This window comes from Streptomyces corchorusii, assembly GCF_001514055.1.
Taxonomy (GTDB): Bacteria; Actinomycetota; Actinomycetes; order Streptomycetales; family Streptomycetaceae; genus Streptomyces; species Streptomyces olivaceoviridis.
The window spans coordinates 56,196-81,082 of sequence record NZ_KQ948362.1 but is presented as its reverse complement, the minus strand read 5'-3'; the positions used below and the strand labels follow the sequence as shown (position 1 = coordinate 81,082).

21 protein-coding genes and 7 pseudogenes are annotated in these 24,887 nt (G+C 69.5%); 19 read left to right on the top strand and 9 right to left on the bottom strand.

Annotated elements, in window-relative coordinates; translation table 11 throughout:
• The first annotated feature begins 235 nt into the window (after nucleotides 1-235).
• Nucleotides 236-523 carry an SHOCT domain-containing protein gene (locus AQJ11_RS29055; protein WP_059265129.1) on the top strand — a complete coding sequence of 96 codons (288 nt, stop codon included), beginning with the start codon at nucleotides 236-238 and terminating at the stop codon, nucleotides 521-523.
• A gap of 475 nt (nucleotides 524-998) precedes the next feature.
• Here the strand turns inward: AQJ11_RS29055 and AQJ11_RS50435 are convergent.
• Nucleotides 999-1,313: pseudogene (locus AQJ11_RS50435) on the bottom strand (transposase); the annotation flags it as partial.
• Between the two features lie 561 nt (nucleotides 1,314-1,874).
• Between AQJ11_RS50435 and AQJ11_RS29050 the strand changes: the two are divergent.
• The 3 genes and pseudogenes from AQJ11_RS29050 to AQJ11_RS51335 all read left to right on the top strand — a co-directional run.
• Entirely contained in the window at nucleotides 1,875-2,630 is a 756-nt protein-coding gene (locus tag AQJ11_RS29050) for a hypothetical protein (protein ID WP_244218386.1), read from the top strand.
• Nucleotides 2,631-2,771: 141 nt separating this feature from the next.
• Nucleotides 2,772-2,995 (top strand): annotated as a pseudogene (locus AQJ11_RS51340) (helix-turn-helix domain-containing protein); the annotation flags it as partial.
• A pseudogene (locus AQJ11_RS51335) lies at nucleotides 2,989-3,117 on the top strand (transposase family protein); the annotation flags it as partial. The pseudogenes AQJ11_RS51340 and AQJ11_RS51335, both read left to right, overlap by 7 nt.
• A 237-nt stretch (nucleotides 3,118-3,354) precedes the next feature.
• Here AQJ11_RS51335 and AQJ11_RS29045 read toward each other — a convergent pair.
• Complete coding sequence (locus AQJ11_RS29045) at nucleotides 3,355-4,089, bottom strand: hypothetical protein (protein WP_059265127.1); 735 nt, start codon at nucleotides 4,087-4,089, stop codon at nucleotides 3,355-3,357.
• Between the two features lie 151 nt (nucleotides 4,090-4,240).
• Here AQJ11_RS29045 and AQJ11_RS51330 point away from each other — a divergent pair.
• A pseudogene (locus AQJ11_RS51330) lies at nucleotides 4,241-4,369 on the top strand (neutral zinc metalloprotease); the annotation flags it as partial.
• 265 nt (nucleotides 4,370-4,634) lie between these two features.
• On the opposite strand, the gene AQJ11_RS29035 reads toward AQJ11_RS51330, so the two are convergent.
• A complete protein-coding gene (locus AQJ11_RS29035) occupies nucleotides 4,635-5,093 on the bottom strand; it encodes a S8/S53 family peptidase (protein WP_059265126.1) in 459 nt (152 codons plus the stop codon).
• A gap of 960 nt (nucleotides 5,094-6,053) precedes the next feature.
• Here AQJ11_RS29035 and AQJ11_RS29030 point away from each other — a divergent pair.
• The 3 genes from AQJ11_RS29030 to AQJ11_RS49980 all read left to right on the top strand — a co-directional run bounded on the left by AQJ11_RS29030 (nucleotide 6,054) and on the right by AQJ11_RS49980 (nucleotide 7,928).
• On the top strand, nucleotides 6,054-6,605 hold the full coding sequence (locus AQJ11_RS29030; protein ID WP_058084385.1) for a hypothetical protein: 552 nt from the start codon (nucleotides 6,054-6,056) through the stop codon (nucleotides 6,603-6,605).
• A gap of 264 nt (nucleotides 6,606-6,869) precedes the next feature.
• Nucleotides 6,870-7,343 carry a hypothetical protein gene (locus AQJ11_RS29025; RefSeq protein ID WP_059265125.1) on the top strand — a complete coding sequence of 158 codons (474 nt, stop codon included), beginning with the start codon at nucleotides 6,870-6,872 and terminating at the stop codon, nucleotides 7,341-7,343.
• A 408-nt stretch (nucleotides 7,344-7,751) separates the two neighbouring features.
• Nucleotides 7,752-7,928 carry a hypothetical protein gene (locus AQJ11_RS49980; protein WP_167360882.1) on the top strand — a complete coding sequence of 59 codons (177 nt, stop codon included), beginning with the start codon at nucleotides 7,752-7,754 and terminating at the stop codon, nucleotides 7,926-7,928.
• Between the two features lie 123 nt (nucleotides 7,929-8,051).
• Here the strand turns inward: AQJ11_RS49980 and AQJ11_RS29020 are convergent, their stop codons facing one another.
• The 4 genes and pseudogenes from AQJ11_RS29020 to AQJ11_RS50425 form a co-directional block, all read right to left on the bottom strand.
• On the bottom strand, nucleotides 8,052-9,272 hold the full coding sequence (locus tag AQJ11_RS29020; RefSeq protein ID WP_059265124.1) for a cytochrome P450: 1,221 nt from the start codon (nucleotides 9,270-9,272) through the stop codon (nucleotides 8,052-8,054).
• A gap of 35 nt (nucleotides 9,273-9,307) precedes the next feature.
• A complete protein-coding gene (locus AQJ11_RS29015; RefSeq protein WP_059265123.1) occupies nucleotides 9,308-10,675 on the bottom strand; it encodes an NAD(P)/FAD-dependent oxidoreductase in 1,368 nt (455 codons plus the stop codon).
• Nucleotides 10,672-10,899 (bottom strand): ferredoxin, encoded by a 228-nt coding sequence (locus AQJ11_RS46475; protein WP_107120899.1) that lies wholly within the window; start codon nucleotides 10,897-10,899, stop codon nucleotides 10,672-10,674. Before AQJ11_RS46475 ends, AQJ11_RS29015 begins: the two co-directional genes overlap by 4 nt.
• Before the next feature lie 413 nt (nucleotides 10,900-11,312).
• A pseudogene (locus tag AQJ11_RS50425) lies at nucleotides 11,313-11,743 on the bottom strand (helix-turn-helix domain-containing protein); the annotation flags it as partial.
• Here AQJ11_RS50425 and AQJ11_RS52775 point away from each other — a divergent pair.
• Nucleotides 11,716-11,841: pseudogene (locus tag AQJ11_RS52775) on the top strand (IS630 family transposase); the annotation flags it as partial. The pseudogenes AQJ11_RS50425 and AQJ11_RS52775 overlap by 28 nt on opposite strands.
• Nucleotides 11,842-11,846: 5 nt before the next feature.
• On the opposite strand, the gene AQJ11_RS29005 reads toward AQJ11_RS52775, so the two are convergent.
• Entirely contained in the window at nucleotides 11,847-12,296 is a 450-nt protein-coding gene (locus tag AQJ11_RS29005; RefSeq protein ID WP_244218385.1) for a MarR family winged helix-turn-helix transcriptional regulator, read from the bottom strand.
• A gap of 43 nt (nucleotides 12,297-12,339) precedes the next feature.
• On the opposite strand from AQJ11_RS29005, the gene AQJ11_RS29000 reads away from it, so the two are divergent.
• From AQJ11_RS29000 to AQJ11_RS46460, 10 genes and pseudogenes are all read left to right on the top strand, one after another.
• Nucleotides 12,340-12,903 (top strand): SDR family NAD(P)-dependent oxidoreductase, encoded by a 564-nt coding sequence (locus AQJ11_RS29000; protein WP_059265122.1) that lies wholly within the window; start codon nucleotides 12,340-12,342, stop codon nucleotides 12,901-12,903.
• 404 nt (nucleotides 12,904-13,307) lie between these two features.
• The gene (locus AQJ11_RS28995; RefSeq protein ID WP_063807702.1) at nucleotides 13,308-14,177 is read left to right on the top strand and encodes an SDR family NAD(P)-dependent oxidoreductase; all 870 of its coding nucleotides are present in this window, start codon (nucleotides 13,308-13,310) and stop codon (nucleotides 14,175-14,177) included.
• 172 nt (nucleotides 14,178-14,349) lie between these two features.
• Nucleotides 14,350-16,605, top strand: a complete 2,256-nt coding sequence (locus AQJ11_RS28990; RefSeq protein ID WP_059265121.1) for an MMPL family transporter — start codon at nucleotides 14,350-14,352, stop codon at nucleotides 16,603-16,605.
• A 189-nt stretch (nucleotides 16,606-16,794) separates the two neighbouring features.
• A complete protein-coding gene (locus AQJ11_RS28985) occupies nucleotides 16,795-18,093 on the top strand; it encodes a sensor histidine kinase (RefSeq protein ID WP_059265120.1) in 1,299 nt (432 codons plus the stop codon).
• The gene (locus tag AQJ11_RS28980; protein ID WP_058084379.1) at nucleotides 18,090-18,767 is read left to right on the top strand and encodes a response regulator; all 678 of its coding nucleotides are present in this window, start codon (nucleotides 18,090-18,092) and stop codon (nucleotides 18,765-18,767) included. Before AQJ11_RS28985 ends, AQJ11_RS28980 begins: the two co-directional genes overlap by 4 nt.
• Before the next feature lie 239 nt (nucleotides 18,768-19,006).
• The gene (locus AQJ11_RS28975; protein ID WP_058084378.1) at nucleotides 19,007-19,204 is read left to right on the top strand and encodes a ferredoxin; all 198 of its coding nucleotides are present in this window, start codon (nucleotides 19,007-19,009) and stop codon (nucleotides 19,202-19,204) included.
• Complete coding sequence (locus AQJ11_RS28970) at nucleotides 19,201-20,406, top strand: NAD(P)/FAD-dependent oxidoreductase (RefSeq protein WP_208616637.1); 1,206 nt, start codon at nucleotides 19,201-19,203, stop codon at nucleotides 20,404-20,406. The genes AQJ11_RS28975 and AQJ11_RS28970 overlap by 4 nt, the downstream gene beginning before the upstream one ends.
• A gap of 11 nt (nucleotides 20,407-20,417) precedes the next feature.
• Nucleotides 20,418-21,644 carry a cytochrome P450 gene (locus AQJ11_RS28965; protein ID WP_059265271.1) on the top strand — a complete coding sequence of 409 codons (1,227 nt, stop codon included), beginning with the start codon at nucleotides 20,418-20,420 and terminating at the stop codon, nucleotides 21,642-21,644.
• 258 nt (nucleotides 21,645-21,902) lie between these two features.
• A complete protein-coding gene (locus AQJ11_RS28960; protein ID WP_059265119.1) occupies nucleotides 21,903-23,177 on the top strand; it encodes a metallophosphoesterase in 1,275 nt (424 codons plus the stop codon).
• An 847-nt stretch (nucleotides 23,178-24,024) separates the two neighbouring features.
• A pseudogene (locus AQJ11_RS46460) lies at nucleotides 24,025-24,136 on the top strand (IS5/IS1182 family transposase); the annotation flags it as partial.
• A gap of 52 nt (nucleotides 24,137-24,188) precedes the next feature.
• Here AQJ11_RS46460 and AQJ11_RS28955 read toward each other — a convergent pair.
• Nucleotides 24,189-24,887 carry a response regulator gene (locus AQJ11_RS28955; RefSeq protein ID WP_079082465.1) on the bottom strand — a complete coding sequence of 233 codons (699 nt, stop codon included), beginning with the start codon at nucleotides 24,885-24,887 and terminating at the stop codon, nucleotides 24,189-24,191.

Genomic DNA, 24,887 nt, shown 5'->3' with positions numbered 1-24,887 from the left:
GGGGACGAACGGCTCTGCCACCAGGGCCACACCAACCCTGTTCGCGCCATCGTGGTCGTCCGCTGTGACACGCCCTGAGCACACTCGAACGCGATGAGGGCCCATTGGTCCCTCGCGTTGTCCTTACCGGCTCATGACGTGCTCGGCGACGCGACCGAACGTAAGGAGCGGGCACTTCGAAAACAGCAGGCACCGGAATCATTTTTCCCGGCGTCCCGAAGGGGATGAGACACCGATGTTCTGGTACGTCCACGACGTCGGCGGATGGGGCTGGTTCGCCATGTCAGCCGGCATGATCTTCCTTTGGGCAGCGATCATCGCCTTGGGCGTCCTTCTGTATCGCGCCTTGGCGAGGTCAGGAGGGAGCGGCGACCGTACCGACAACCCGCCGCTCGAACCCACCCCTGAGCAGATCCTTGCGGAACGCTTCGCCCGAGGCGATATAGACGAGGACGAGTACCACCGCCGCCTGGCCGTCCTGGTGAAGACCACCGGCGACGTTCCCCGCCCCGGCCGGCACTGATCGGGATGAGGGATCCGTGGACGAGAGGCCTTCCGTGGGCGCCATGATGAACGGTGTGCCGTACTCGATCGGCGGGGACAGGACTGAAGGTTGACAGCCATCCCCCGGGGCATTGCGATCAGGTATTCAGCCCTCGATGTGATACCGGCTGTGAGATACGACCGCCTGGCGGATCTTGGCGGTGAAATCGGCGGTACGGGCGATGCGGTCGACTCCACCAGCCTTGCTGCGGCGCAGGACGCCCTTGAAACTCTGCTCGATCGAGAGTGCCCGTCATGCGGGACATGAGGTCGTCACTCAGGTGATCGAGATCGATGTCCAGAAGGTCCCTTGGCGTGGGCTGCCGTAGCCGTATGAGGGTGTACGCCGACATTGCGGCGAGTGGGTGGAGCCAGTTCTCCACAGAGTCGCCCAGCAGCGGCCGGTCTTCCGCGTACTGAGCCAGGAAGGTCCGGTCTCGTGCGGTAGCAGTCGGGTCGTAGCCGCGGTCGGCGTAGAGCGTCACGGCTTTGCGACGCGATCGGCCGACCCGGCCGCGGACGGGCCAGACGGCGTCCAGCAGGGGCAGGAGCTGGGTGACGTCATTGCGGCTACCGCCGGTCAGGATGACGGCGAGCGGGGTGCCGTGTCCGTCGGTGATCAGTGTGCAGCACATAGAGGATCCCGCACCACACCTGCCGGTCCGGCAACGGCTTCCGGCCCGGATACCGAACCGGCATTCCCGCCTCGGCAGCAGCGGTTCGATCCGCTCCCACAGCTCATCCGACACGATCCACGGTGATGCCCCCATGCACCTGCAGCGGCCCAAGGTATCTGCTCGACGAACGTCCGCCGCACGCAGGAGGCTTTCGGGCAGGTGAACCGCCGCACCCTCAGACGGAGAACCACGCTGCTGCCGCCGCTCGGCACGTCAGCGGGAAACCGCAGGTAGGAGCCATGAACACGATTCGACTTCGCGACGGTGACGTCTAACGACAGCACCCCCACGTCCGCCACCGCCGGGAACGACAGATCCTTCAGCCGAACCTCAAGGTCATCCACGGGCCCGAACTGTCGGCCCAACCACCCGAACGGACAGCCATTTTCAGGCAACCTCGCAGACCTGGCTCACCGGCCCACAGTCACTCCCCGTGGCCGGACCACGGAACATGAGCCAGAACCCGAGTTTGAGCAGCGTTTGTGCACCAGTTTGGGAGGCGCTGAAACCGGGACATGCGAGGGCCGACCGGGGGACCGGCAGGTCCGGACGGCCCTCGGCGGTTCGCTACGCCCGGAGAGACACTGAAGGCAAGAGGCCCCGTGTCTGCCCAGGTCGGGCGGATGCGAAGGGAAGGTCCAGAGGGTGAGGATCATGAGCAGCAGGAACAGGCGCACCGCCGCCGCACTGGCTGCCCTCGCGATGGCGGGCACGCTGGCCACCGGATGCGTGGCAGGCAACAGCAACACATTCAGTGGGACATCCCTCAGCCGGGCCACCGCGCGGTCGAGCCCCTCCGGCAGCGATTGCTGGGGTCCGACATCGGGCGACGACTGGGACAACTGGGACTCATGGGGGCCCGGCATGGGCTCGGGCATGATGGGCAACGACTGCTCGTGGGGCCCCGGCATGATGGGCGGGCACTACTGGCAGCGCGGCGACGGGACCCCGGTGAAGACCCTCGACCAGGCGCGTCGGCACGCCGACGCCTTCGCTCACCGGCTTGGCCTGCGCGTCGGCGAGGTCATGCAGTTCTCGAAGAACTTCTACGCCGAACTGGAGACACCTTCCGGGAAGCCGGCCACCGAGATCCTCGTCGACCCGGCCGACGGTGACACCGGGATCGAGTACGGCCCGGCGATGATGTGGAACACCGACTACGGCATGCACCCTCGCGGTCAGACAGGGACCCGGCTCTCCCCCGACGAGGCCCAGCGCCGCGCCCAGCGGTGGCTGCGTGATCGGGGCAGTGGCCTGACCGCCGACGAACCCGATGCGTTCCCGGGCTACTACACGCTCCACACCATGCGCTCCGGGAAGATCAACGGCATGCTCTCGGTCAATGCCTCTACAGGCGCCGTGTGGTATCACACCTGGCACGGCACCTACGTCGCCACCAGCGAGCACTGACAGATGCCGGGTCTCAGGCCGGACGCCCGTTCCTCCACCGATGAGCGATGATCTTCGTCAGAAGACCAGCGCGGCACCTACTGAGGTTTTCGGGTTGTCGTCGGGTGGTGACGGTTCATGATCCCTGTGATATGCCGGGGTGTGCGTTATCCGGAGGGTGGGGCCTGACCGCTGCGCGTCGGTCATTTCGGGAGAAGATCCGGTTCCGGGCCGGTGAGAGGTTCGCGGCGGGCGAGAAGGCCGCGGTGATCGCGAAGGACCTGCGGGTGAGTGTCCGGTCAGTGGAACGCTGGCGCCGTGCCTGGCGCGAGGGCGGCATGGAGGCCTTGCGTTCTGCGGGCCCAGCCAATTCTCCGACCGTCACCTGCTGTTCGGTGTCGACCGTTCCACGGTCACCCGTGCGATCGGAGAGGTGCGCACGCTCCTGGCGGAGCGGGGGTGCGCGGTCCCCGACCGTCCCGGTCTGCGTCTGCGGACGCTGACGGATGGGCTCCGACCGCACGGCCAACATCTGAAGACGGCTGTGAGCAAGGCAAACACACCTCACCCGCTATCACGCACCAACTCGTAAGAATGCGAGGTGGAGGTTCTCCGGGACGCCTTGTCAGGCTGGGGGTAGGGGCTCTCCTGCTCTCGTGCAACTACCGCCAAGTGGGAATATCCCTCTACGCACTCGTCAGCGCACCGCCACTTCCCGCAAGGAAGGGCGGTGCCCAGCCAGTGGTCAGTCGTCTTGGGAGATCGACTGGTTCCCTCCCTGGCCGTCATTGCGGCGGTCCCACAGGGCGCCGGCTGCCTGCGCCGCGAGCACGGCCAGCGCGCCGACCTCGATGCCCTTGCTCATGATGCCCTCCGCGGGGCTAGAGAACGACAGTGTCATCAGCGACGGTAGAACTACCGCCCCGACGAACACGATGAAAACCTGACGATTCACCGTGACCGGATGGTAGTCGATTTCCGCGTCCGCGATGTCACAGACGGCCGCGGCGAGATCGTCAGGCAGGACGTCACCGCCGGGTGCGGTGGCCATGGTCGCGCACGCGGTTTGCGCGGCGTCCAGCGCTTGGTCCCGCTGTTCCCGGGTGAGGTCTCGCCAGGTGTCCAGGTCGTCCAGTAGACGGTTCAAGGCTGCGGTGTCGACGGTCAGGTTGATGCCGTCGAGGGCGCGAATTCGTTCCTGTGTGAGTCGGCCCAGGGCGAGGGACGCCCGGGTGAGCTGGTCGCACCAGCTCCAGTCGGCCGTGGCGAGGGTCCGGGAGAGCTGTTCCGCGCTGATAAGCAACTGGTCGCGTATGCGGTCTGCCCCGAGAGCGAGAGCTGCATTGATGGTGGCTGCGTTGTCGGCGAGGACTTGGTTGGCGGAGTCGATCGCGGGTCGCGGGGAGTCCCGGCCGGCCAGGGCCGCTGCGGCTCGGCCGGCAGCGTCAAGCGGCACAAGGGAGACGTCGGAGGAGCGCATGCATCGACACAGCGCTCAGAGCATGCCAGCCGAGTAGCGGACAGACGTCTGACCAGGCAGAACGGGATTGGTTATCGCCTGTCAACGCACCAGGGGCCTACGCCCGGCGACCCAATACGTTGAAGTCTGCTCGCCGCTCCGGCAGGGCGACCATGCCCAGAAGACCTTCGACCTGTCCTCGCTGGCGGGCCAGACGGTCACCGTGAAGTTCAACAGCGTGGAGGACTCCTCTCTGCAGACCGGCTTCGTGGTGGACGACACCGCCCTGACGACCAGCTGACCCGCATGAGCTGAGCACTCGATCCCACACGCGGAAACGGTCCGCGTGCTGGAGACGCCGTTACCGACCAGGGGGCACGACCGATTTTGCTGGAGTCGGTAGTCGGGCCCGGAACAATGCCAGGTGCTTCTCCGACTCGCTCTCCAGCACCGTTGTCGCCGACTTCCGACCCGGTCGCGGAGGACCAGAAGCGCCTCTAACAGGCGGCGGCGATCCTGGCCCTCCGGTGCTGCAGACTGCCAACCGGCTCAGTCCATCGGACTGTTCAGCCGGTGAAGGGGGCGGTGCCGTTGGGGACGCCGAGCCCGGTCGGGCCGTCGTAGCCGGTGGTGCCGGTGCACAGGCAGGAGCCGCCGCAGCTGCCGTTGGAGCCGCTGGTGACGTCGTACAGCGCCGAGGTGTGCGCGTACGGGAACCACGCCGGGGAGGAGACGGAGGACGGGGCGCCACCCAGCGCGTAGGTCGCCGCGATCAGCGGGGCGGAGGCGCTGGTGCCGCCGAAGACCATCCAGCCGGTGGCCGATCGGTAGCTGTCGTAGACCGCGACGCCGGTGTTCGGGTCGGCGACCGCGGACACGTCCGCCACCGTGCGGTTGGCGCAGCCGGTGTCCTTCTGCCAGCTGGGCTTGGCGTCGTACGTGGCGCAGCCGGAGCCGGCGCCGCTCCACACCGTGTCGGTCCAGCCGCGCGTGTTCGAGGAGGTGGTCAGGGACGTACCGCCCACCGCTGTCACATACTTGCTCGCGGCCGGCACGCACCGCGCCGGTCCCAGGTCGCCCCTGTGGAGCCCGCGCTCAGTCAGCTGGCGAAACTGTCGGCGGCCGAGACCCACCGCCTGGAACGCACGATCGTCGCCGCTACGAACGCAAGGCTGAGCACTTCCTCGCCTTCGTCGGTCTGGCGGCACTTCTGATCGGCTACCGCCGCCTGGCCGGGACCATGAGGGTCTGAGTTGTCCCTGCTGGGGATCGAAGCAGATCAGCCCCATCGAGTCGGCGAGGGCTGCCGCATGGGCGGACGCCTCCTCTGCCCTGTCCCACCGCAACGCGAAGTAGATGACTGGGCCGCCGGCCCCACCGATCAACGGTCCCGCAGCCCAGGGGAACGTTTCCTCCACATCCTCGGTGATGTCACGCCACCGCTCCAAAAGGGCTTCGACGTAGGCCGCGATGCGTTCGGACGGAGATTCCTCGTCCTCACCGCAGAACCACGGATCCGGACAACTGCCGGACGACTGTCCACAGCCCACCTGCAGGCGAGCGGCACCGCGCATGCACCTGGCCGGACGGTTCGGCCGCCGTCCCGGCTCGTCCGTCTGCGCATGGCGCCGGAGGCCCGGTATGACCGAGGTGTTCTGCGATCTCCTGTCGGGCTGTGAGGCCCGCCGGCGGGCTCCGGCGCGGCGCCGCCTAACACGGCTCAGTTCATCGCGTCCGCAGCGACGCGCCGTCATTACGGGAGTGAGGAGGCGTCAGAATGTCACCTGGAAAGCCTAATAATGTGTCAATCTGCTTTTTCTTTAGCTGATGTGATCCTCTGTCAGTTCATTGCGAAGGGCCCAAGAATGCCCTGTTCGGAGCTGTATCCCCGATCTTCCGATATGCCTGTCATTCCGGTTATGGGTAAGTTCATTCACGAGCCGGCCGAGGGGCCGGCGTCTCTCTGTGCGACAGGAGATCGTGAGATGAAGGTTCGTTCGACCGTGGTCACCGCCGTTGTGTCGGCTGCCGCCGCTGTGGCCGCGACCGGCATCACCTACGCCTCGGCCGCCTCCGCTTCGGTGCCCCAGCAGGCCCCGGCCGCCGTTGCCGCCGTAACCGGCGGCAACGGCAACGGCAACAGCAACAGCAAGGGCAACGAGGGCAACAACGGCAAGGACAACGAGGGCCGGGGCGACAAGGGCCGGGGCAACAACGACAGGGACGAGGACAACGAGGGGCGGGGCGAGGACGAGGGCCGTATCCAGATCAACGAGCGGTCGTACTCCACGCGTCCGGGTGACTGCATCACGGTGGTCAGCGGTCTGGGCGCGAAGACCCTGAACGTCCGTAACGAAAGCCGCAAGGCCGTCGAGGTCTTCCGCGGGGCCGTCTGTGACAACGGCGCTCCCATCGCCACCGTCGGCCCGCACAGCTCCAGCTACGGCGTGGAGCCGGGCTGCACCGAGGGCATCGACATCGAGGACGGTGTGGTGGCCAGCTTCCGGGTCATCAAGCGTCACCACGACGAGTACTAGACCGCGGCCGACCGCTCACTGATGGAGCCCCGGCCCGCCGGAATCGGGCCGGGGTCCCATTTTGGCCCATGTGCGTGGCGGTCACGCCCCCTACAGCCTGCCGGTTCCGGATGCCGGGCGAGCGGCAGCCGGTGTCCGCGCGGCCACCCCTCGCCTTCCCTGGCCGTCCCACCTGCGGCTTTGTGACCGCCGGTGTGCTCTCAGTCCGCCACCCCCGGCTGTCTGCCCCGCGCTTTCCCGGCTCGCAAACGGGTGAGGAGTGACATGAGCATCCGCCTGGTGGAAGACGTGAGCGACGACACCTACGTCCTGGGCGGCCTCGCCGTCACGTTGACTCCGGCGCTGCCCTGGCTGGGGCACCAGGCATGCTGGGAGATGAACGGCCACCTCAAGGAGCCCGTCGACCTGACCCGGGTCACCTGCAACGTGATCACGAAATACGGGCCGGTGAAGATGCTAGAGAGAAACTACAGACTGCCCAACCTGCTCGAAACCCTGGGCGCAAGGCTCTCGGGCGACCTCAGGCCGGCTGCCGGACCGTGGCAGCAGACATGGAACCTCCAGCTCCCCGAAGCGATTCCGGTGGCCGAGCTCCGCATCCTGCTGCGCGCTCGCACGGACAGCGGACAGAACTTCCTCGCCCTGGACATCGCCCTGAACTTCAGTCACAGGTTCCGCCCCACCCCGGCGGGTAGCAGAGCAAGCTCACGCGTGCTTCAGGGCTCACACCGGCGCTGACCGAGATCAAGCGGATCGGCTGGCCTTGCCATCTCCCCGGTCCACTCCGCTTCGGCCAGCAGCATTCCCAGGGCCATGATCCGGTCGGAGGCTCGCCGGGCCTGGTACGCCTGGGCCCGGCACATGTCGTCGCAGTACGGCCACCTGGCCGACGCGCTTCTCGGCAGCCGGGCCCCGCAGGAGGCACAGAGCCGAATGCGGGCCCCGCCTTCAGGGTCGCTCGCCTGGCCCTCTCACGCAGGCCCCGTGCTGTCGGAACTCCGATCCGGTGACCTCAGCGGTCCGAATGCCACCCGAACGGCCTACACGCTCTCGCGTCGAACGAGCGCCGTCCCCCCGTTCGGACCAGCCTTGACGAGAAGGCACCGCCACCGCGTTCCCGTGACCTGTGCTCCACCGGGAGGCGTCATGGTCGTGATTGCTCTGCTCCTGCCGGTGCTGGCCGCCGCCCACCCCGGCAGCCGGGATGCGCTCGTCGGGGGACCGTCTGCCGTCCTGCCCCACGCCCGCGTCCTGCTCCAGGCCGCGGCGGCCCTTACGATCCCGCGCACACCGACGCCGAAACGCAGCTGCGCGAGGCGCTGATCAACGCCGGCGAGGTGGACATCGCCCGGATACCGGCGGCGACGGACTGAAGGCCCCCGGCGCCGCCCGGCCAGCAGCGGAGCAGGCCATGGCGCGACCTTGCCGCTGGTCTCGGCTGCCGTGTCAATCACCACCTTGCTCGACGTCCAGATGGATCGGCCCCCGGAGAATGGGGCTGGGCCGGTACGGCGGGGGATCGGCGACCAGCCTGGGGCGGTGGAGTCGGCGTACCAGCTCGGTCAGCGCGATCTGGGTTTCCCGCCGGGCCAGCGCGGCGCCGAAGCACGAGTGGATGCCGCTGCCGAACCCCAGGTGCTGGTTGTCACGCCGATCCGGATCGAAGCGGTCGGGGTCGGGGAAGCGCTTCGGATCGCGGCTGCCCGAGGCCAGCATGAGCATGATCTGCGAGCCTTTGGGGATGACGGTGTCGGCTACGGTGATGTCGCTGTACGCCGCCCGCCAGGGAATGATGTGCACGGAGGGCTCATAGCGCAGCAACTCCTCGACCAGCGGCGCGACGAGGTCGGGTTCGTGGCGCAGCCGCTCAAGCACCTGCGGGTGGCGCAGCAGCGTCAGCATGCCGTTGGCGATGAGGTTGACGACGGTCTCATGGCCGGCGATGAGCAGCAGCTTGGCCGTGGCGACGATTTCTTCGTCGGTCATCCGGCCGTCGGGCCCGTCATCGTTGGCCAGCCGGGCCAGCAGACCGTCGCCCGACCGGCCGTGGCGCTGTTCCACCAGCCCGCCGAGGCTCCGGCGCAAGTCCTTGCGGGCCTGTACGCCCTTGTGCAGCTTCTCCCTCGGGTCGGTCTCGGGGTCGTAGTCGACCGAGTTCATGATGTCGTTCACCCAGACGTGGAACCGCGGTTCCTCCTCGCGTGGAACGCCGAGCAAGTGGCAGGTCACGGTTACAGGGAACCGGCAGGCGAAATCGTCGACGACATCGATCCGCTCCTTGCCCGCGAAATCGTCGATCAGGCCGTTCACGGTGGCGGTCAGGTCGCTTTCCATGCCGACCACCAACCCGGGGGAGTGCGGGGGGCCGAAGTGGCGCATCGCCATACGCCGCAGGCGATCGTGCTCGGGCGGGTCCCTCTTGATGAACGCAGTCGTGACGCCTTCCTCCAGTGGGGGCATCGGACGCGACAGATTGCGCACATCGGAGCTCAGGTGCGGGTCATGTAGGACGTCTGTGATCTCGCGATAGGTGCTGATGACGTAGCTGCCGTCCTCCTGCAGAGCCACCGGGGTCTCGCGCAACTCGGCATACAGCGGGTACGGGTCGGTCCGGGCGGAGTAGTCGAAGATCCGTCGCAGTGCGCCGGGAGTCTCGGTCGTGGTCATCCGGCCCTCCTTCTGCCGACGCTGGTGTACGGCCGTTATACGGCGCTCGCCCGGGCCCGGCCGGTGACGACGGCGGTGGCGCCCTGAGCGAGCAGGCTGGGGCCGGGCAGGCCGACGGGTACCGGTTCTGCGTCGGTCGGCTGGTCCGGCGTGGGGCAGCGTGGCGGGAAAGGTGCGGCCGTCTCTATCAACCGTCGGTAGTGGTGCAGCCACTTGGCGTTGTCGAAGCTCACGGCAGCCGTGACGCGGCCCCGATAGCCGTATGCGGCGACGAAACGGTGGTCGTCCACCGATCCCTGGCTGACGACCACCTCGTCGGCGAACGTCGGCACGCCGACGGACTTGATGTTGACGCCGAACTGGATCGACCAGAACACCGGGATCGACAGATACGGCCAACGATCCGCCTCGGCGCTGAGCATGTTGTGTGCCGCGACCTCGGCCTGCTCGACGGCGTTGGCCCAGTGCTCCAGTGAGATGAGCCGGTCTTCGTAGAGGGGATGCGGGCAACGTGCCACGTCTCCCGCGGCGAAGACGTCGTCGGTGGCTCGGCCACTGATGTCGAGGGCGCGGCAGCCTGTGTCGCAGGCGATTCCCCACACGCCCACCGCCAGTCCCGACTCCCGCAGCCACTCGGTGTTGCGGATGCTCCCGAGTGCCACGACCGCCACATCTGCGTCGACCGTACTGCCGTCGTCGAAGTGAGCACGGCGAAACCGCCCCTGAGCGTCGCCCTCAAGTCGGGTGACCTTGGCACGGCAACGCAGGTCGACGCCGTGAGCGCGCTGCAAGTCCGCCGCAACCTCACCGATCACGGTACCCAGCGCCCCGGCCAGCGGGGCTGCTGCGAGTTCGGCGACCGTCACCGGCAGTTCCCGCTCCCGGCAGACGGAGGCGATCTCGGAGCCGGTGAATCCTCCCCCGATGATCAGAACGCGGGAAGGCCCGGCGGCGAGGGCTCGCTGCAAGCTTTCGGCATGCTCGCGCGTACGCACGACGAGCACCCTGTCCAGAGCCGCCTCGGACTCGATGTACCACGGCCGGGCCCGTACCCCGGTAGCGATCAGCGCCCGGTCTAAGGGAACCTCGCATCCGTCGGCGAGTCGTACGTGGTTCGACGCGAGGTCCAGCCCGCCGGCGGGCACGCCCAGCAGCCACTCCGCGTCGATGCCACGACGGCGTGGCAAAGTGGTGTTCCCGGCCGGCACCCACCCGGTCAGTACCTGCTTGGACAGGGGAGGCCGGTCGTAGGGCTCGCCCAGCTCGTCACCGATCATGGTCAACGATCCTGCGAAACCCTCGGCGCGCAGAGCCTCCGCAGCCCGCAGTCCGGCCAGTGACGCCCCGACCACCACGATGCGGCCATCGCGCTTGAACGCCCGCAGGGTGTCGGCACTGGTCACGGCGCCGACGCCTCCACCGGGGCGTCCTGTCCCTGGAGCCAGTCGACCAGAATCGCTTGGACCGGGCAGGCTGCCGCGGCGCGCAACACAAGGTCGCGCTGGGTGTCGTCGGGGTTCGGGTCGTACATCAGTGCTTCCTCACCGTGCATCCGGAACGCCTCCGGAGCCAGGAACGCGCACTGCGCATACCCTTCACATCGGGAAAGATCAACAACAACTCTCATCCCGACCTCCACAGGGAGTACGAACTCCAGACGCTCAAACCGATGCCGCTCAGGCCCGCGACAAGCCTCGGAAGGGCTATTCGATCGCTGCCTGCCCCTGCGATGTGCGAGGTGCGCCGCGCCCGTCGGTCTGCACGGGATTTTGATCACCGCGGTAAGGCGATCGGTCTTCGAAAATATGTACAGAGCTCATGCTATGGCCCAAAACCCTGGCCGTGCGCACATCCCACGCGAGAAGGGCGGCCTGCCGGCTGGTGCCGTAACCACGGACGTCGGGTCCCGGCGACATATGGCTGGTCGGCGCGTCATGCCCGTGCGCGCGAGGCGTCCCGGCGAGGCGAAACGACCGTGGACGGTCTGCCAGGGGCCGAACCGCTCGTTAGCACTGAGTGCACACCTGCTTGGCGATGCGTCTACTCTGCGATGCGCTGGGCTCGGAGCCGGTACTCCTTGGGCGGGACGCCGTAGTCGCAAGGCCTGGGTGAAGTCGGCAGCGCGGGGGAAGCCCGAGCGGGCAGCCATGGCGTGGATAGGTGTAGTGCCAAGAGCCGGGTCGGCGAGGTCGCGGCAGACGTGCTCCAGGCGCCGATGGCGTATGCAGGTGGCGACCGTTTCCCCTTCATGCTGGAAGAGACGATGCAGGTAGCTGGTGGAGATGTGGTGCGCGGCAGCGATGGTGTGAGGGGTCAGGTGCGGGTCGTTTCAGGTGGCTCCGGACGAAGGCGCGGATGCGCAGGACAAGGGTTCGGCGGCGGGTTTCCGGTGTGAGCAGCTTCTCGGCTTCAAGGGCGTGGGCCAACATGCCAGACAGCAGATCGAGCACCCGACGACCTCGACCGGGTCCTCCGCCGACAGTTACGCAGGATCCCGCTCCGGCCACACCTGATCGACGGCTGCCTCACCGCCACCGGCCTGACCCTCGCACCACCGGCCCCACCATGAAAACCTCAGTAGACGGCTGTACCGACGCGAGCGACCAACTGGTCCAAGGCGGCCAGTTGCCGTCGGTCGAGAGAGCCGAAGAGCTGCTGGAGCATCTCCGCTCCCGCCTGCTCGGCGGATGCCAGGACTGCCCGCCCCTTGTCCGTGACGGACACGGTCTTGCGTCGCCGGTCGTGCGAGTCGCCGGTACGCGTGACCAGGTCGAGCCGCTCCAGGCCCTCCACGATCTGGGTGACCGAGCGCGGTGCCTGCTCAAGGGCTTTGGCGAGCTCGGCCTGGTGCAGCGGACCGCGGCCGGCCAGTACCTGGAGGACCTTCGCACGGGACAGGGAAAGTCCCGTGGCTGTGGTCATGTGTCGGTCGACGCGTTCTCGAACGCTGTGGGCCAGAGCGAGGAACGACAGTCCCACCTCTTCCGGTCCTGCGCTGGAGGTCGTCACTTCCTGCTCGTTCATGGTGCCGGGTATCCTCCCACAATATAATCGTGAGGTCCCACGCATGCGCCGCCCCGTAGCCCTGATCAGCGGATCCACCTCCGGACCGGGCCGTAGCGCAGCCCTCTCACCCGCCGGCCGCGACTGCCACATCGGCGTGGTGGCCCGTTCCCGCGGCGAGGCCGAAGCCCCCGTGGCCGAACCGGAGACCGTGGCCGACGACGTCCAGGTCGATGTCTTCCAGTCGACCTCGCACTCCTGTCCCGGACGCGCCGCGTCGCAGCGGAGGTCGATCGACCGTTACCCGCAGCTCGACGTCCTGGCCGGCAATGCCGCTCTCCACGCCTTCAGTCAGCGCGTCACCGCGGAGGGCTTCGTCGAGACGACCGCGGTCAACTACCTGAGCCCGTTCGCGCTGCCCCAGGCCCTCACCGGCCTGCTCACGGCCACGGGGCGCGACGCCGCCCGGCCGGCGCGGATCAGCAACGTCGCCGCCGGCGGGGGCTACTTCTCCGTGTGCGACGCCGGGCTGCCGCGATGCCCGGAACCCGGTCGCGCCCCCGCCGTCCAGGCAGAGTTGTGGGAAGCGGCCGAGGCACTCCTCACCGATGGTGCCGTGGCGCCGTAGCCATGACCGAGATACTCCCGCCCGGCACCTGCCGGTTCGGGGGGGAGGTCGGTTCGTGGGTGAGTGGCCGTCTGCGCGTCCTCCGGCTGCCGTTGCCGGCCGGTTCCGTCTGAGTCGGTGTACTGGCCGACGCGCCCCGTCGGACGTGGAGGCGCCCGCGACCTCGGCCGCCTTGGCGCTGTGGTGGTTGATCGGGCGCACATAGCCGCCGGTCGGGTCCGCCAGGGAGAACCGCCGGCTGGTCCCGCTGGCGTCGTCCCGTTGCCGGACGGATTCCGGCGACCCTTCGCGGCAGTCCTGCTCTGTTCACGGCCCTTCCGGCGGTGATCACTTCGTGCCGGCCCATGGTGTCGGGTAGGCTCCGGCCAAGAAGTGATGAGGTACCTCACAAATGGAGGGAAGTCATGGACCGCCCCGTTGCCGTGATCACCGGAGCCACCTCCGGTCTGGGTCGCGTCGCCGCCCTCGACCTGGCCGACCGCGGCTACCGCGTCGGTGTGGTGGCCCGCTCCCGCATCAAGGCCGACGCCCTCGTGGCCGAGCTGACGGCGGTGGCCGGTGATATGCAGGTCGACGTCTTCCACGCGGACCTGGGCCTGGTCTCGCAGGCCCACCGGGTCGGCGAGGAGATCGCCGCGTACTACCCGCGGGTGGACGTGCTGGTCAACAACGCCGGACTGCACGCGTTCTCCCAGCGCATCACCACCGAGGGCTTCGCGGAGATGACCGCGGTCAACTACCTGGGTCCGTTCGTCCTGACCCAGGCGCTGACCAGCAGGCTCCTGGCGTCCGCACCGTCGCGGATCGTCAACGTCGCCTCCGAGGCGTCCCGGCAGGCCAAGGCGATCGCGCCGGCCGAGGACCTGCGCCACGTCGCCCCCTACACCCGCCGGGAGTCGATGTCCCTGTACGGGCGGACCAAGCTGATGACCATCATGTGGACGCAGGAACTCGCCCGGCACCTGGATCCCGCCAAGACCACCGTCAACTGCTGCGACCCCGGCTTCAACGCCACCGGCCTGGGCCGGGACCTGCCCGGTTCCAGGATCCTCCAGGGCGTCCTGAACACGCTGCACGTCGGTGACCCGCGCAAGGGCGCCGGCATCATCGTCCGGCTGGCCACCGACCCCGCCTTCGCGCACACCAGCGGCGGTTACTTCTCCGTGCGGGACGCCAAGCCGCTGGAGTGCCCCGAGCCCGGCCGGGATCCCCGCATACAGAAGGAACTGTGGGACGAGACCGTGACGCTGCTGGCCGCGCACGCGGCCGACTGACGCCCGGTGGCTCCTCCTCGGGGATGACGTCGGCCGGTACCGGGGTACCGGCTGAGGCGCGAATTCCGCCTCAAGTAGCTCAAGCCGGGCGCATCCACTTTCTACGTTGTGAGTCCGGAGCCGGACAGGCCCGCTTCACACATCCTCATTTCTCCTGGTGGGAGTAATTTTCGTGGCCACCTTCCTCTATCGGCTCGGCCGATTCGCCTTCCGGCGGCGCAGACTGGTGCTGCTGGCCTGGCTCGCGCTGCTGGTCGCCGCGGGCATCGGCGTCGGCAGCGTCTCCGGCAGCACGACGGACGACTTCACCCTTCCCGGCACCCAGTCGCAGCGTGCCATCGACCTGCTGGAGAAGGAGTTCCCGCAGGCCGCCGCCTCGGGTGCCACCGCCCGCGTGGTCATCGAGGCGGCGGACGGCGAGAGGCTGACGGCGGCCGCGCACAAGCCGCGGGCGGAGGCCCTGGTCGACGACTTGCGCAGGGCGCCGCAGGTGGCGAATGTCGTGGATCCCTTCTCCAGTGGTCTGGTGTCGGCTTCGGGCACCATCGCCTATGCCCAGGTCACCTACGCCGTACCGCAGGCGGAGATGTCCACCGCCGCCTCCGACGCGCTGCGCGAGGTCGTGCGGCAGGGGGCCGAGGCGGGCCTGACCGTCAGCCTGGGCGGCAACGCGGTCGTGAACGACAGGGAGAGCAACGCCGGGGAACTCATCGGTCTGCTGGTCGCCGCGTTCGTGCTGGTGATCACCTTCGGTTCGCTGGTCGCGGCCGGGCTGCCGCTGCTGTCCGCGATCGTCGGCGTCGGGATCGCGCTGATCGGCGTCACCATCGCCTCGTCCTTCGTCGACATGGCCTCCAACGCGCGGACCCTGGCGCTGATGCTGGGTCTGGCGGTGGCCGTCGACTACGCGTTGTTCATCGTCTCCCGCTACCGCGGTGAGCTGCGCGAGGGGCACAAGCCGGAGGAGGCCGCGGGACGGGCCCTGGGGACGGCGGGTTCGGCGGTGGTGTTCGCCGGACTGACGGTGATCATCGCGCTGGTGGGTCTGTCCGTCATCGGCATCGCGATGCTGACGACCATGGGTCTGGCCGCGGCCTTCGCCATCACCATCGCGGTCCTGGTCGCCCTGACCCTGCTGCCGGCCCTGCTGGGCTTCACCGGCACCCGCGTGGCGGGCAGCCGTCTCTCCACACCTCGCATGCGGGCCATCCAGCGCGGCCGCCGCACCTCGATGGGAGTGCGCTGGGGCCGCTTCGTCGCCCGCCACCCGGGGAAGATGCTGCTGGCCTCCGTCGTCGGCCTCGGTGTGCTGGCCCTCCCGGCGCTGTCGCTGCGCCTGACCCTGCCCGACGACAGCATGGCCGCCCCCGGCAGCACCCAGCGGGTGGCCTACGACACGCTCAGCAAGGGCTTCGGGCCCGGCTTCAGCGGCCCGCTGACCGTCGTGGTCGACGCGCGGGGCAGCGACGACGCGAAGGCCGCGGCCACGGACACCACCGCCATGCTGGACGGCCTCGGCGACATCGCCACCGTACGGCCCCCGGTCTTCAACCAGGCCGGTGACGTGGCCCTGATCACCGTGGTGCCGGGCAGCTCACCCACCAGCCGGGCGACGGTGGACCTGGTGGCCGAGATACGTGAGCGCAGCGGCACGGTGGAGAAGGACAGCGGCGCGCAGGTGATGGTGACCGGCACGACCGCGGTCAACATCGACGTCTCCGCCAAGCTCGGCGAGGCGATGGTGCCCTACCTGGCCATCGTCGTCGGCCTGGCCCTGATCCTGCTGCTGGTGGTGTTCCGCTCGGTGCTCGTCCCGCTGAAGGCCGCCCTCGGCTTCCTGCTCAGCGTGGTCGCCACCCTCGGCGTGCTGGTGGCCGTGTTCCAGTGGGGCTGGCTGAAGGATCTCTTCGGGGTCGACGAGACCGCGCCCATCGTCAGCCTGCTGCCGATCCTGCTGATCGGTGTCGTCTTCGGGCTCGCCATGGACTACGAGGTGTTCCTCGTCTCCGGGATGCGCGAGGCGTACGTCCATGGCGCCTCGCCCACCGAAGCGGTCGTCACCGGCTTCCGGCACGGGGCCCGCGTCGTCACCGCCGCGGCCGTCATCATGATCTCGGTGTTCGCCGGATTCCTCCTCGACGATGTCGCCCTGGTCAAGTCCATCGGCATGGGCCTGGCCGCCGCGGTCCTCTTCGACGCCTTCGTGGTCCGCATGACCATCGTCCCGGCCGTCATGACCCTGCTCCAGGACCGGGCCTGGTGGCTGCCCGCCTGGCTGGACCGCGTCCTGCCCGAGGTGGATATCGAGGGCGAGAAGCTGCGGCGCGTCCTCGACGCACGCGACCGAGGCGGCCATGTGCCCACCCCCGCCGGCCAGGGACTTCCCCCTATCGGCCAGGAACCGGCCGCGCCGGCCCCGCTCGGCTAGGCGGACCTCGACCCCGCCCGTCGGTCCTTCCCCCGAGGGCCGGTGGGCGGTCCCCGGACCCCGGCAGCGGAGGTCGCCGCCCTGCCCTCCCGGCCGGACCGGCCGTCCGGGACCCTCACACCCCTGCCCGCAGGTCACACCCCCGAAGTCCGTTGGGCGGCCTGCCCCGGAGCGCGAAGGCCATCTGTCATGACCGACCCGACCACCCCGGCGTCCGCACACCGGACTGCCGCGCACGCCTCCCGGCTGCCGCGGTCGCTGACCAGCGACCCGGACCAGCGTGTCACGGTGTCGATCATCAGCGGGCTGGCCGCGTGGCGGATGCTTGACCGGCACCACCCGCATGTGCGGCGGTGGGCCGTGCCCGCGTTCTGCGCCGTGTTGGGTCTGCCCTCGCTGCTGAACCCGGCAAATCGCGCCCATCTGCCGGGCGAGATCGTCCTCACGCTCGCCTACACCGTGCCCCTGCTGTGGCGCGAGCACCGCCCCGGCCCGGTCTTCGCCCTGACGACCATCGCCTCGCTGCTGGCCCTGCCCCTGCACGTCCTCAACGGCGCCGATGCCGCACGGATCGTCGCGCTCTACAACGTCGGCCGCTACGGCACCCCGCGTCAGCTGGCCGCCGCCTGCACCGTCACGGCGGCCCAACTCATCGTGTGGGCCTGGACGTTCTGGGACAGCGGCTACCTGCGGCACGCCAAACGGCCCGAGATGATCACCGTCCTCGCCATGCTGGCTGTCACCGCCTGCGCGGGACTCGCCCTGACCGGCCGCCTGGCCAAGGCCTACATCGTGGCCCTGGAGACCGAGCGGGACCAGCAGACCCGTCTGGCGGCCGCGCAGGAACGCACCCGGGTCTCGCGGGAGATGCACGACATCCTCGGCCACACCCTCGCCGTGATCGTCGGCCTGGCCGACGGGGCCGCAGCCCTTGCCAAGACCCGCCCCGAACGCTCCGCCGACACCCTGCACCTCATCGCCGACAGCGGTCGCGAAGCCCTGGCGGAGCTGCGCCACCTGCTCACCGTCGTCGATGACCGTGCTCCCGACACGGCGGACGCCCCCCTCGCCCCGCAGCCGACCCTGGGGGACCTCCCCGCGCTGCTGAACCGTGTGCGGGCCGCCGGCCCCGCCGCCACGCTGCGCACCGACGGCGACCTGACCACGCTCGGCAAGGGAGTGCAGCTCACCGCTTACCGCATCGTCCAGGAGGCCCTCACGAACACCCTCAAGCACGCGGCCGTCGACACCCGCGTCACGGTGGATGTCGGCACCGACGGCGGCACCGTGCACGTCACCGCCGAGGACTCCGGCCCGGCACGCCGCGCCACCGCCGAACACCCCGGTGGACAGGGCCTGGTCGGCATGCGTCAGCGCGCCGCCCTGTACCGGGGTCATGTCACCGCCGGCCCCACTGCCTCGGGGGGCTGGCGCGTCCACGCCACCCTCAACGCCTCCACCGGCGCAAGGGAGAAGCACAGCACATGACCACCGTCCTCATCGTCGACGACCAGGCCCTGCAACGGCTGGGCTTTCGCATGCTGCTCGAAGCCCAGCCCGACATGACCGTCGTCGGCGAAGCCGCCCACGGACACGACGCCGTCCGCATGACCGCCGAACTCCGCCCCGACGTCGTCCTGATGGACGTCCGCATGCCCGGCCTCAACGGCATCGAGGCCACCCGCCGCATCGTCGACTCCGGTGGCCGCTCCCGGGTCCTGGTCCTGACCACCTTCGACCTCGACGAGTACGCCTACGAAGCCCTGCGCGCGGGCGCCGCGGGGTTCTTCCTCAAGGACGCCAGACCCGAGGAACTCGTCGTCGGCATCCGGTCCGTGGCCGCCGGCGACTGCGTCATCTCACCCAGTCTGACCCGCAGACTGATCGACGCCTTCACCAGCACGCACTCCCGGCAGCACCCGCCCGCCCCCCGGCTCACGCGCGATCAACAGCGCCGGCTCGCCGAGCTGACCGAACGGGAACGGGAGGTCCTCACCGCGGTGGCCACCGGATGGTCCAACGTCGAGATCGCCGCCGAACTCCATCTGGCCGAATCCACCGTCAAGTCGCACGTCAGCCGCGTTCTGGCCAAGCTCGGCGTCCGCGACCGCGTGCAGGCGGTCATCTTCGCCTACGACGTCGGCCTGGCCCGCCCCGACTGATCCCGCGCACCGCGGCCCGCCCGGTATGCCGGTCGCGCACCGTACCCGTGGTCATCGTCTTCACCCCTCCCTCACCAATTGATGAGGTACCACACTATATGCTGTAGTTCATGAGGTGCCTCACTAATTGGGGTGCCGCCCCCTCCGACACCCCCCGTGCCGGTGCCCCGTGCCCCCCCACTCCCGAGCGGCTCCGGCGCCGCAGCCGTAGCTCCAGCCGAAAGCGAGGAACCTTGCACATGAAGGTCCACATCGACGAACACAAGTGCGTGGCCAGCGGACAGTGCGTACTCGTCGCCCCGGACGTGTTCGATCAGCGTGACGAGGACGGCGTCGCCGTCCTGCTCGACGACTCGCCGACGCCCGACAAGGCCGGGCAGATCCAGGAAGCGGTCGTCATCTGCCCGGGCGCGGCCATCCGCCTGGACCGGGCATGAGGCGAGTGGTGGTGGTCGGCGCCTCGGCCGCCGGGCTGGCCACCGCAGCCGCCCTCCGGCAGCAGGGCTTCGGCGGCCTGATCACCATGATCGGCGATGAGCCGCATCTGCCGTACGACCGGCCGCCGTTGTCCAAACAGTTCCTGACCGGACAGTGGGACGCCGAACGCCTCCTGTTACGTCCGGAGTCGGACCTCAAGGCCATGAACCTGGACCTCAGGCTCGGTGTGTCCGCGACCGCCGTCGACCGGACGGCTCGCACCGTCACCCTGGCCCACGGCGGCACAGTGCCCTACGACGCCCTGGTCATCGCCACCGGCGTACGACCACGCCTCTTACCGGACGGGCACGGCAGAGGGGGCGTGCATGTGCTGCGCACCCGGGAGGACGCCCTCGCGCTGCGCGACCGCCTCGGCAACGGCCGCCGCCTGGTGATCATCGGGGGCGGGTTCCTCGGCACCGAAGTGGCCGCCGCCGCACGGCAGCGGGGCGCCGATGTCACCGTCGTGGAGTCCGGGGCCGAGCCGCTGGCGCGGATCATCGGCCGTGCGGCGGGCCGCTTCATCACCGGCATCCACCGCGACCGCGGCGTGCGGATCCTCACCGGCCTCAAGGCGGAGACCTTCGACACCGCCGACGGTGCCGTGACCGGCGTCCGGCTGGACGACGGTCGTATCCTGCCGGCCGACGACGTGCTCGTCGCCGCCGGCTCCGTGCCCAACACCGACTGGCTGCGCGGCAGCGGACTCGACATCGACGACGGCCTGCTCTGCGACGCCCACGGCCGCTGCGCACCCGGCATCCACGCGGCGGGCGATGTCGCCCGCTGGTTCAACCCGCTCTTCGGCCGCGCGATTCGGGTGGAGCACCGTACGAGCGCGTCCGAACAGGGCATCGCCGTCGCCCGCGACCTTCTCACCCCCGCCACCCCGCAGCCCGCCGCGCCCGTGCCCTACTTCTGGACCGACCAGTACGAGGTGAAGGTGCAGTCTCACGGATACCTGCCCGGGCACGAGGAGAGCGCGATCCTCGACGGCGACCTGGCCGAGGGGCGGGCCCTGATCGGCTACCGCCGAGGACGCCACCTGACCGGGGTGCTCGCCATCGGCATGCCCGTCAAGGACGTCCGGCCCTGGCGCGCCGCCGTGGCCCGCCGCACCGAATGGGCTGCCGCGACATCCGCACCGACACCCGCACGATGAACGGAGAATCCATGACCCCCCACGACCACGCGGGTCTCCTGCCCCGCTTTCCTCAGGCGCGGGCGTCCGAGTGCCCGTTCGACCCGCCGCAGGACTACCAGGACTGGCGGCGGCGCGACGGGCTCCAGCGCGCCACGCTGTGGAACGGCTCCACCGCCTGGGTGGTGACCCGCTACGAGGACATCCGTGCCGTCCTGAGCGACCCGCGCGTCAGCGCCGATGCCCGCAACCCCGGTATGCCCCGCCTCTCGCCCGCCGGCGAGGACAGGACGGACCAGGAGCCCCCCTTCGTCCGCCTGGACGATCCCGAGCACGCCCGCCAACGCCGCATGCTCACCGGGGACTTCACCGCCAAACAGGCCGCTGCCCTGCGCCCCCAGGTGCAGCGACTCGTCGACGAAGCCCTCGACGAGATGGTCCGCAAGGGGCCGCCGGCGGATCTCCTGACCGACTTCGCCCTGCCCGTACCCTCCCGGGTGATCGCCGTACTGCTCGGCGTCCCCTACGACGACCACCCCTTCTTCCAGTCCTGCAGCAACAAGCTGCTGGACATGTCGCTGCCCGCCGAGGAAGTACGCGCCACCAGCCAGGCGTTCGGCACCTACCTCTACACGCTGGTCGAGAGCAAAGCCGCCGAGCCGGGTGACGACCTGCTCAGCCGCCTGCTCGCCGAGCGGGTCGAAACCGGCGAGCTGACCCGGCAGCAACTGGTCTCCATGGCCCTGCTCATGCTGATCGCCGGGCACGAGACAACCGCCAACACCATCGCCCTGGGCACGCTCGCCCTGCTGCGCCACCCCGAGCAACTCGCCCTCCTGCGCGACACCGAGGACCCGGCTGTCATAGCCCGGGCCATCGAGGAACTGCTGCGCTACCTGTCGGTCGTCGAGAACGTCGTCGTCCGGGTCGCCGTCGACGACTTCACAGTCGCGGGAGAACAGATCCGGGCCGGCGACGGCCTCATCATCAGTCTCCCGGCGGGCAACCGCGACACCACGCTCCTGCCCGACCGGCCGAACGCCCTCGACATCACCCACAACGCCCGCGGCCACCTGGCCTTCGGCTTCGGGGTCCACCAGTGCCTGGGGCAGAACCTCGCCCGGACAGAACTGCAGGTGGCCATCCCCTCGCTGCTGCGCCGCCTGCCCTCCCTGGCCCTCGCCGTCCCCTTCGAGGAGGTCTCCTTCCGGCAGCAGATGTCCGTCTACGGCGTCACCCGGCTGCCCGTCACCTGGTGAATCCACTCGCCGGCACGTCCGCGGTCTGACCAACCCGCACCCGTTCGACGAGGCAGTTCATCGAACGGGTGCGGGTACCGGACGGAGACGGACCCAGGCGGGGTCCGTCCCGCCCCCGCGGACACCTGCGCAGGTGCACCCATGCTCGCGCCAACCCACACCCCCTCTTCGGAGCAACCGCGTCCCCATGCCCAGGTACCCCCGCCCCACCCGCCGCCCAGGCGCCCGCGCCGCGGCCCGCACTCCGGCGACAGCGATATGAGCGGCCTCCCACAGGAAGCGGCCGTCGCCGGCACGAGCATCGTGGTCGCGGCCGTCGTGCACCGCTACCTCTACGTGCGGCTCGTCAAGAACACCACGGCCTCACCCCGGCTGCGCCGCTGCGGGCGGCTCACCGCTGGGGCGCTGACCGTCCTGGTCCCCGCCGGTGTCCTGGCCGCCCAGTACGCCGACCCCACCCGTATCGCCTGGTTCGTCCGGCCGGTGTTCACCTGGGTCGCTTGTGCCGTCTACCTCCTGCTCGTCCTCGCCGTCCTTGAAGTTCCGATGCGCCTGGCAGCACGTTCGTCAACCCGGTCCCCCCACGCGCCCGCCGCCGACCCCGCACCGCGAGCCGCGGACACGCGCCGGCCCCGGCCCGGCCCGGCGACGCACCAGGCGGAACCCGCCGAGGCCGCCGCACCGCCCGACGCACCGACGATGGCCGATCGGCGCCTCGTGCTCGCCCGCTCGGTCGCCCTGCTGGCCGCGGCGACCGCCACCGCCACGACCGGCTACGGCTTCCACCGCGGCCTGGGACCACCCGACATCAAAACCGTGCCCATCACCCTGCGCCGACTCCACCCGTCCCTCGACGGCATGCGCATCACCATGGCCGGCGACCTCCACCTGGGCCCCTTCTTCGGCCGCGCCCACACCACCCGCAACGTCCGATTGATCAACAGCACGTCTCCCGACCTCGTCGCGATCGTGGGAGATCTCTCCGACGGCAGGGCCGAGGACCTCGCCGGTCATGCGGAGCCACTGGCACGCCTGCGCTCCACACACGGCACGTTCTTCGTCACCGGCAACCATGACTACCGCTACGACGCCGACGCCTGGATCGACACCCTCACCGGTTTCGGTGTCAGGACCCTGCGCAACACCCGCACCCTGATCACCCACCGCGGCGGAGCCCTCGACCTCGCCGGCGTCACCGACATCGAAGGCGAACGAGCCCACGACGCCCCGGACTACGGCAAAGCCCTCGCCGACCGGGATCGCTCACACCCGACCATCCTCCTCGCCCACCAGCCCGTCCAGGTGCACGAGGCGGCCCGGCACGGCGTGGATCTCCAGCTCTCCGGGCACACCCACGGCGGAGGCTTCTTCCCCGGAAACCTGCTCGTCCCCCTGACCCAGCCGGTCACGGCGGGCCTGGCCACCTTCGGCACCACCCAGCTCTACGTCTCACGCGGAGTCGGAGCCTCGCTCCCGCCGATCCGGGTCGGAGCCCCACCGGACATCACGGTGATCGAACTGCGCAGCGCCTGATCCGTCCAGCGGTCCTGCGGCGCTCTCAGGAGGCATTCGCCCCGGCGTGCGTGCCCGTGTGTGTTCCTGCTGTTCACCCTCTTCATGAATGGTTCACTCCGTGCCGCCGCAATACCAGGATCTTGCGTGGAAAGACCGTCGGAAGCATCTGTCCGCCCTATGACTGCCCAGGATGCGGAAGTCTCGTCCCGGATCTTCGTGGCCGGTTTCCGTCAGGCTTTTCAGCATCTGATCCCGGAGCAGTTCCTGGACGCCATGGATGTACGAGCGCTCCCGGTGAGACGGCGAGAGATCCCACAGTCGACCGATGCCTCCGGGGAGACGCACCTCATGGCTGAAAGCCCGGCTGGAGAGGCGCTGGACCATGCCAGTTCCGGCCCGTGTTTTCGGGGACCCGGGAGACGTCAGATCTCGACGGCGCCGGTCTGGAGGAGATGCCGGCGATCATCGACGGCGAACTGGAGTAGCCGGGGAGCCCGGGCAGCATCGGGATGCTCCTGGTGAAAGGTGCTGGTCATGCCGCGAATGCCGAACGTCGAGCTGTACGCGGCGATCCGGAGTGACCACCGTGGCGGCATGTCGATGCGGGAGCTTGAGGGCGTTTCCGAGACCGATGTGCCAGGCTTGAGCCGCCGGCCAGCCCGGCCGACAGGCATCGTGCGGATCGGTCCTGATCCTCGGCACTGGGACGCCCGCACCATGCGGATCTCCCTTCCCCCGCCCGAGCGGGCATGGGTACGAGTGTCGATGGCTGGGGCGAGATCCCTTCTGAAATGGCGGCCAAGCCGCTCCGGCGCTGTCGGACTCCTACGGTGCTGTGGATGGGAGAGACCTGATCACCGGCGGACACGGCACCCCGCTCGCCGTCGTCCTGACCGGCGGCAACCGTGGGCGACGTCACCCAGCTCCTACCGCTGCTGGACGCCGTTCCGCCCGTCCGCGGCCGGGTCGCCCGGCCCCGCCCGGACAGTCGCATCCGATCAACTGACTTACCGGTCGAAGAGACACGCGCTAACCCTTCCGTCCGGTCTGGTCGCCGCCCCCCGAACGGGCGGTGACCAGGCCGGACTCGTACGCCGCGATGACCGCCTGGGCGCGGTCGCGCACGTCGAGCTTGCCGAAGAGGTTGGTGATGTGGTTCTTCACCGTGGAGTGGCTGATGTCCATGGTCCGGGAGATCGCGGCGTTGTCCAGGCCGGTGGCCATCAGCCGCCACACCTCCACCTCGCGGGGCGTGAGCTCCCCCGCCAGGACGTCGGGCGGTGGCGGGGCGCCGAGCGGCGCCCGGACGTAGGCGGAGATCAGCCGGGTCAGCAGGCGCGGGGCGACCACCGCCTCCCCGGTGTGGACGGTGCGGATCGCCGCGGCGAGGTCCTCCGGCGAGACGTCCTTGGGCAGGAACCCGTACGCGCCGGCGCGCAGCGCGGCCACCACGTACTCGTCCATGTCGAAGGTGCTCAGCGCCAGGACCCGGCATCCGGGCAGCGTGCGGGCCAGTTCCTCGGTCGCGCCGACCCCGTCCAGGACGGGCATCCGGATGTCCATCACTACGACGTCGGGGCTCAGCCGCTGGGCGAGCGCGACGGCCTGCGCGCCGTCCTCCGCCTCGCCCACCACTTGGAAGGCGGGGTCCGGCGAGAGGATCAGCGACAGGCCGCGCCGGACCAGCGGCTGGTCGTCCGCGATGAGGACCCGGATCCCGGGCGTCAC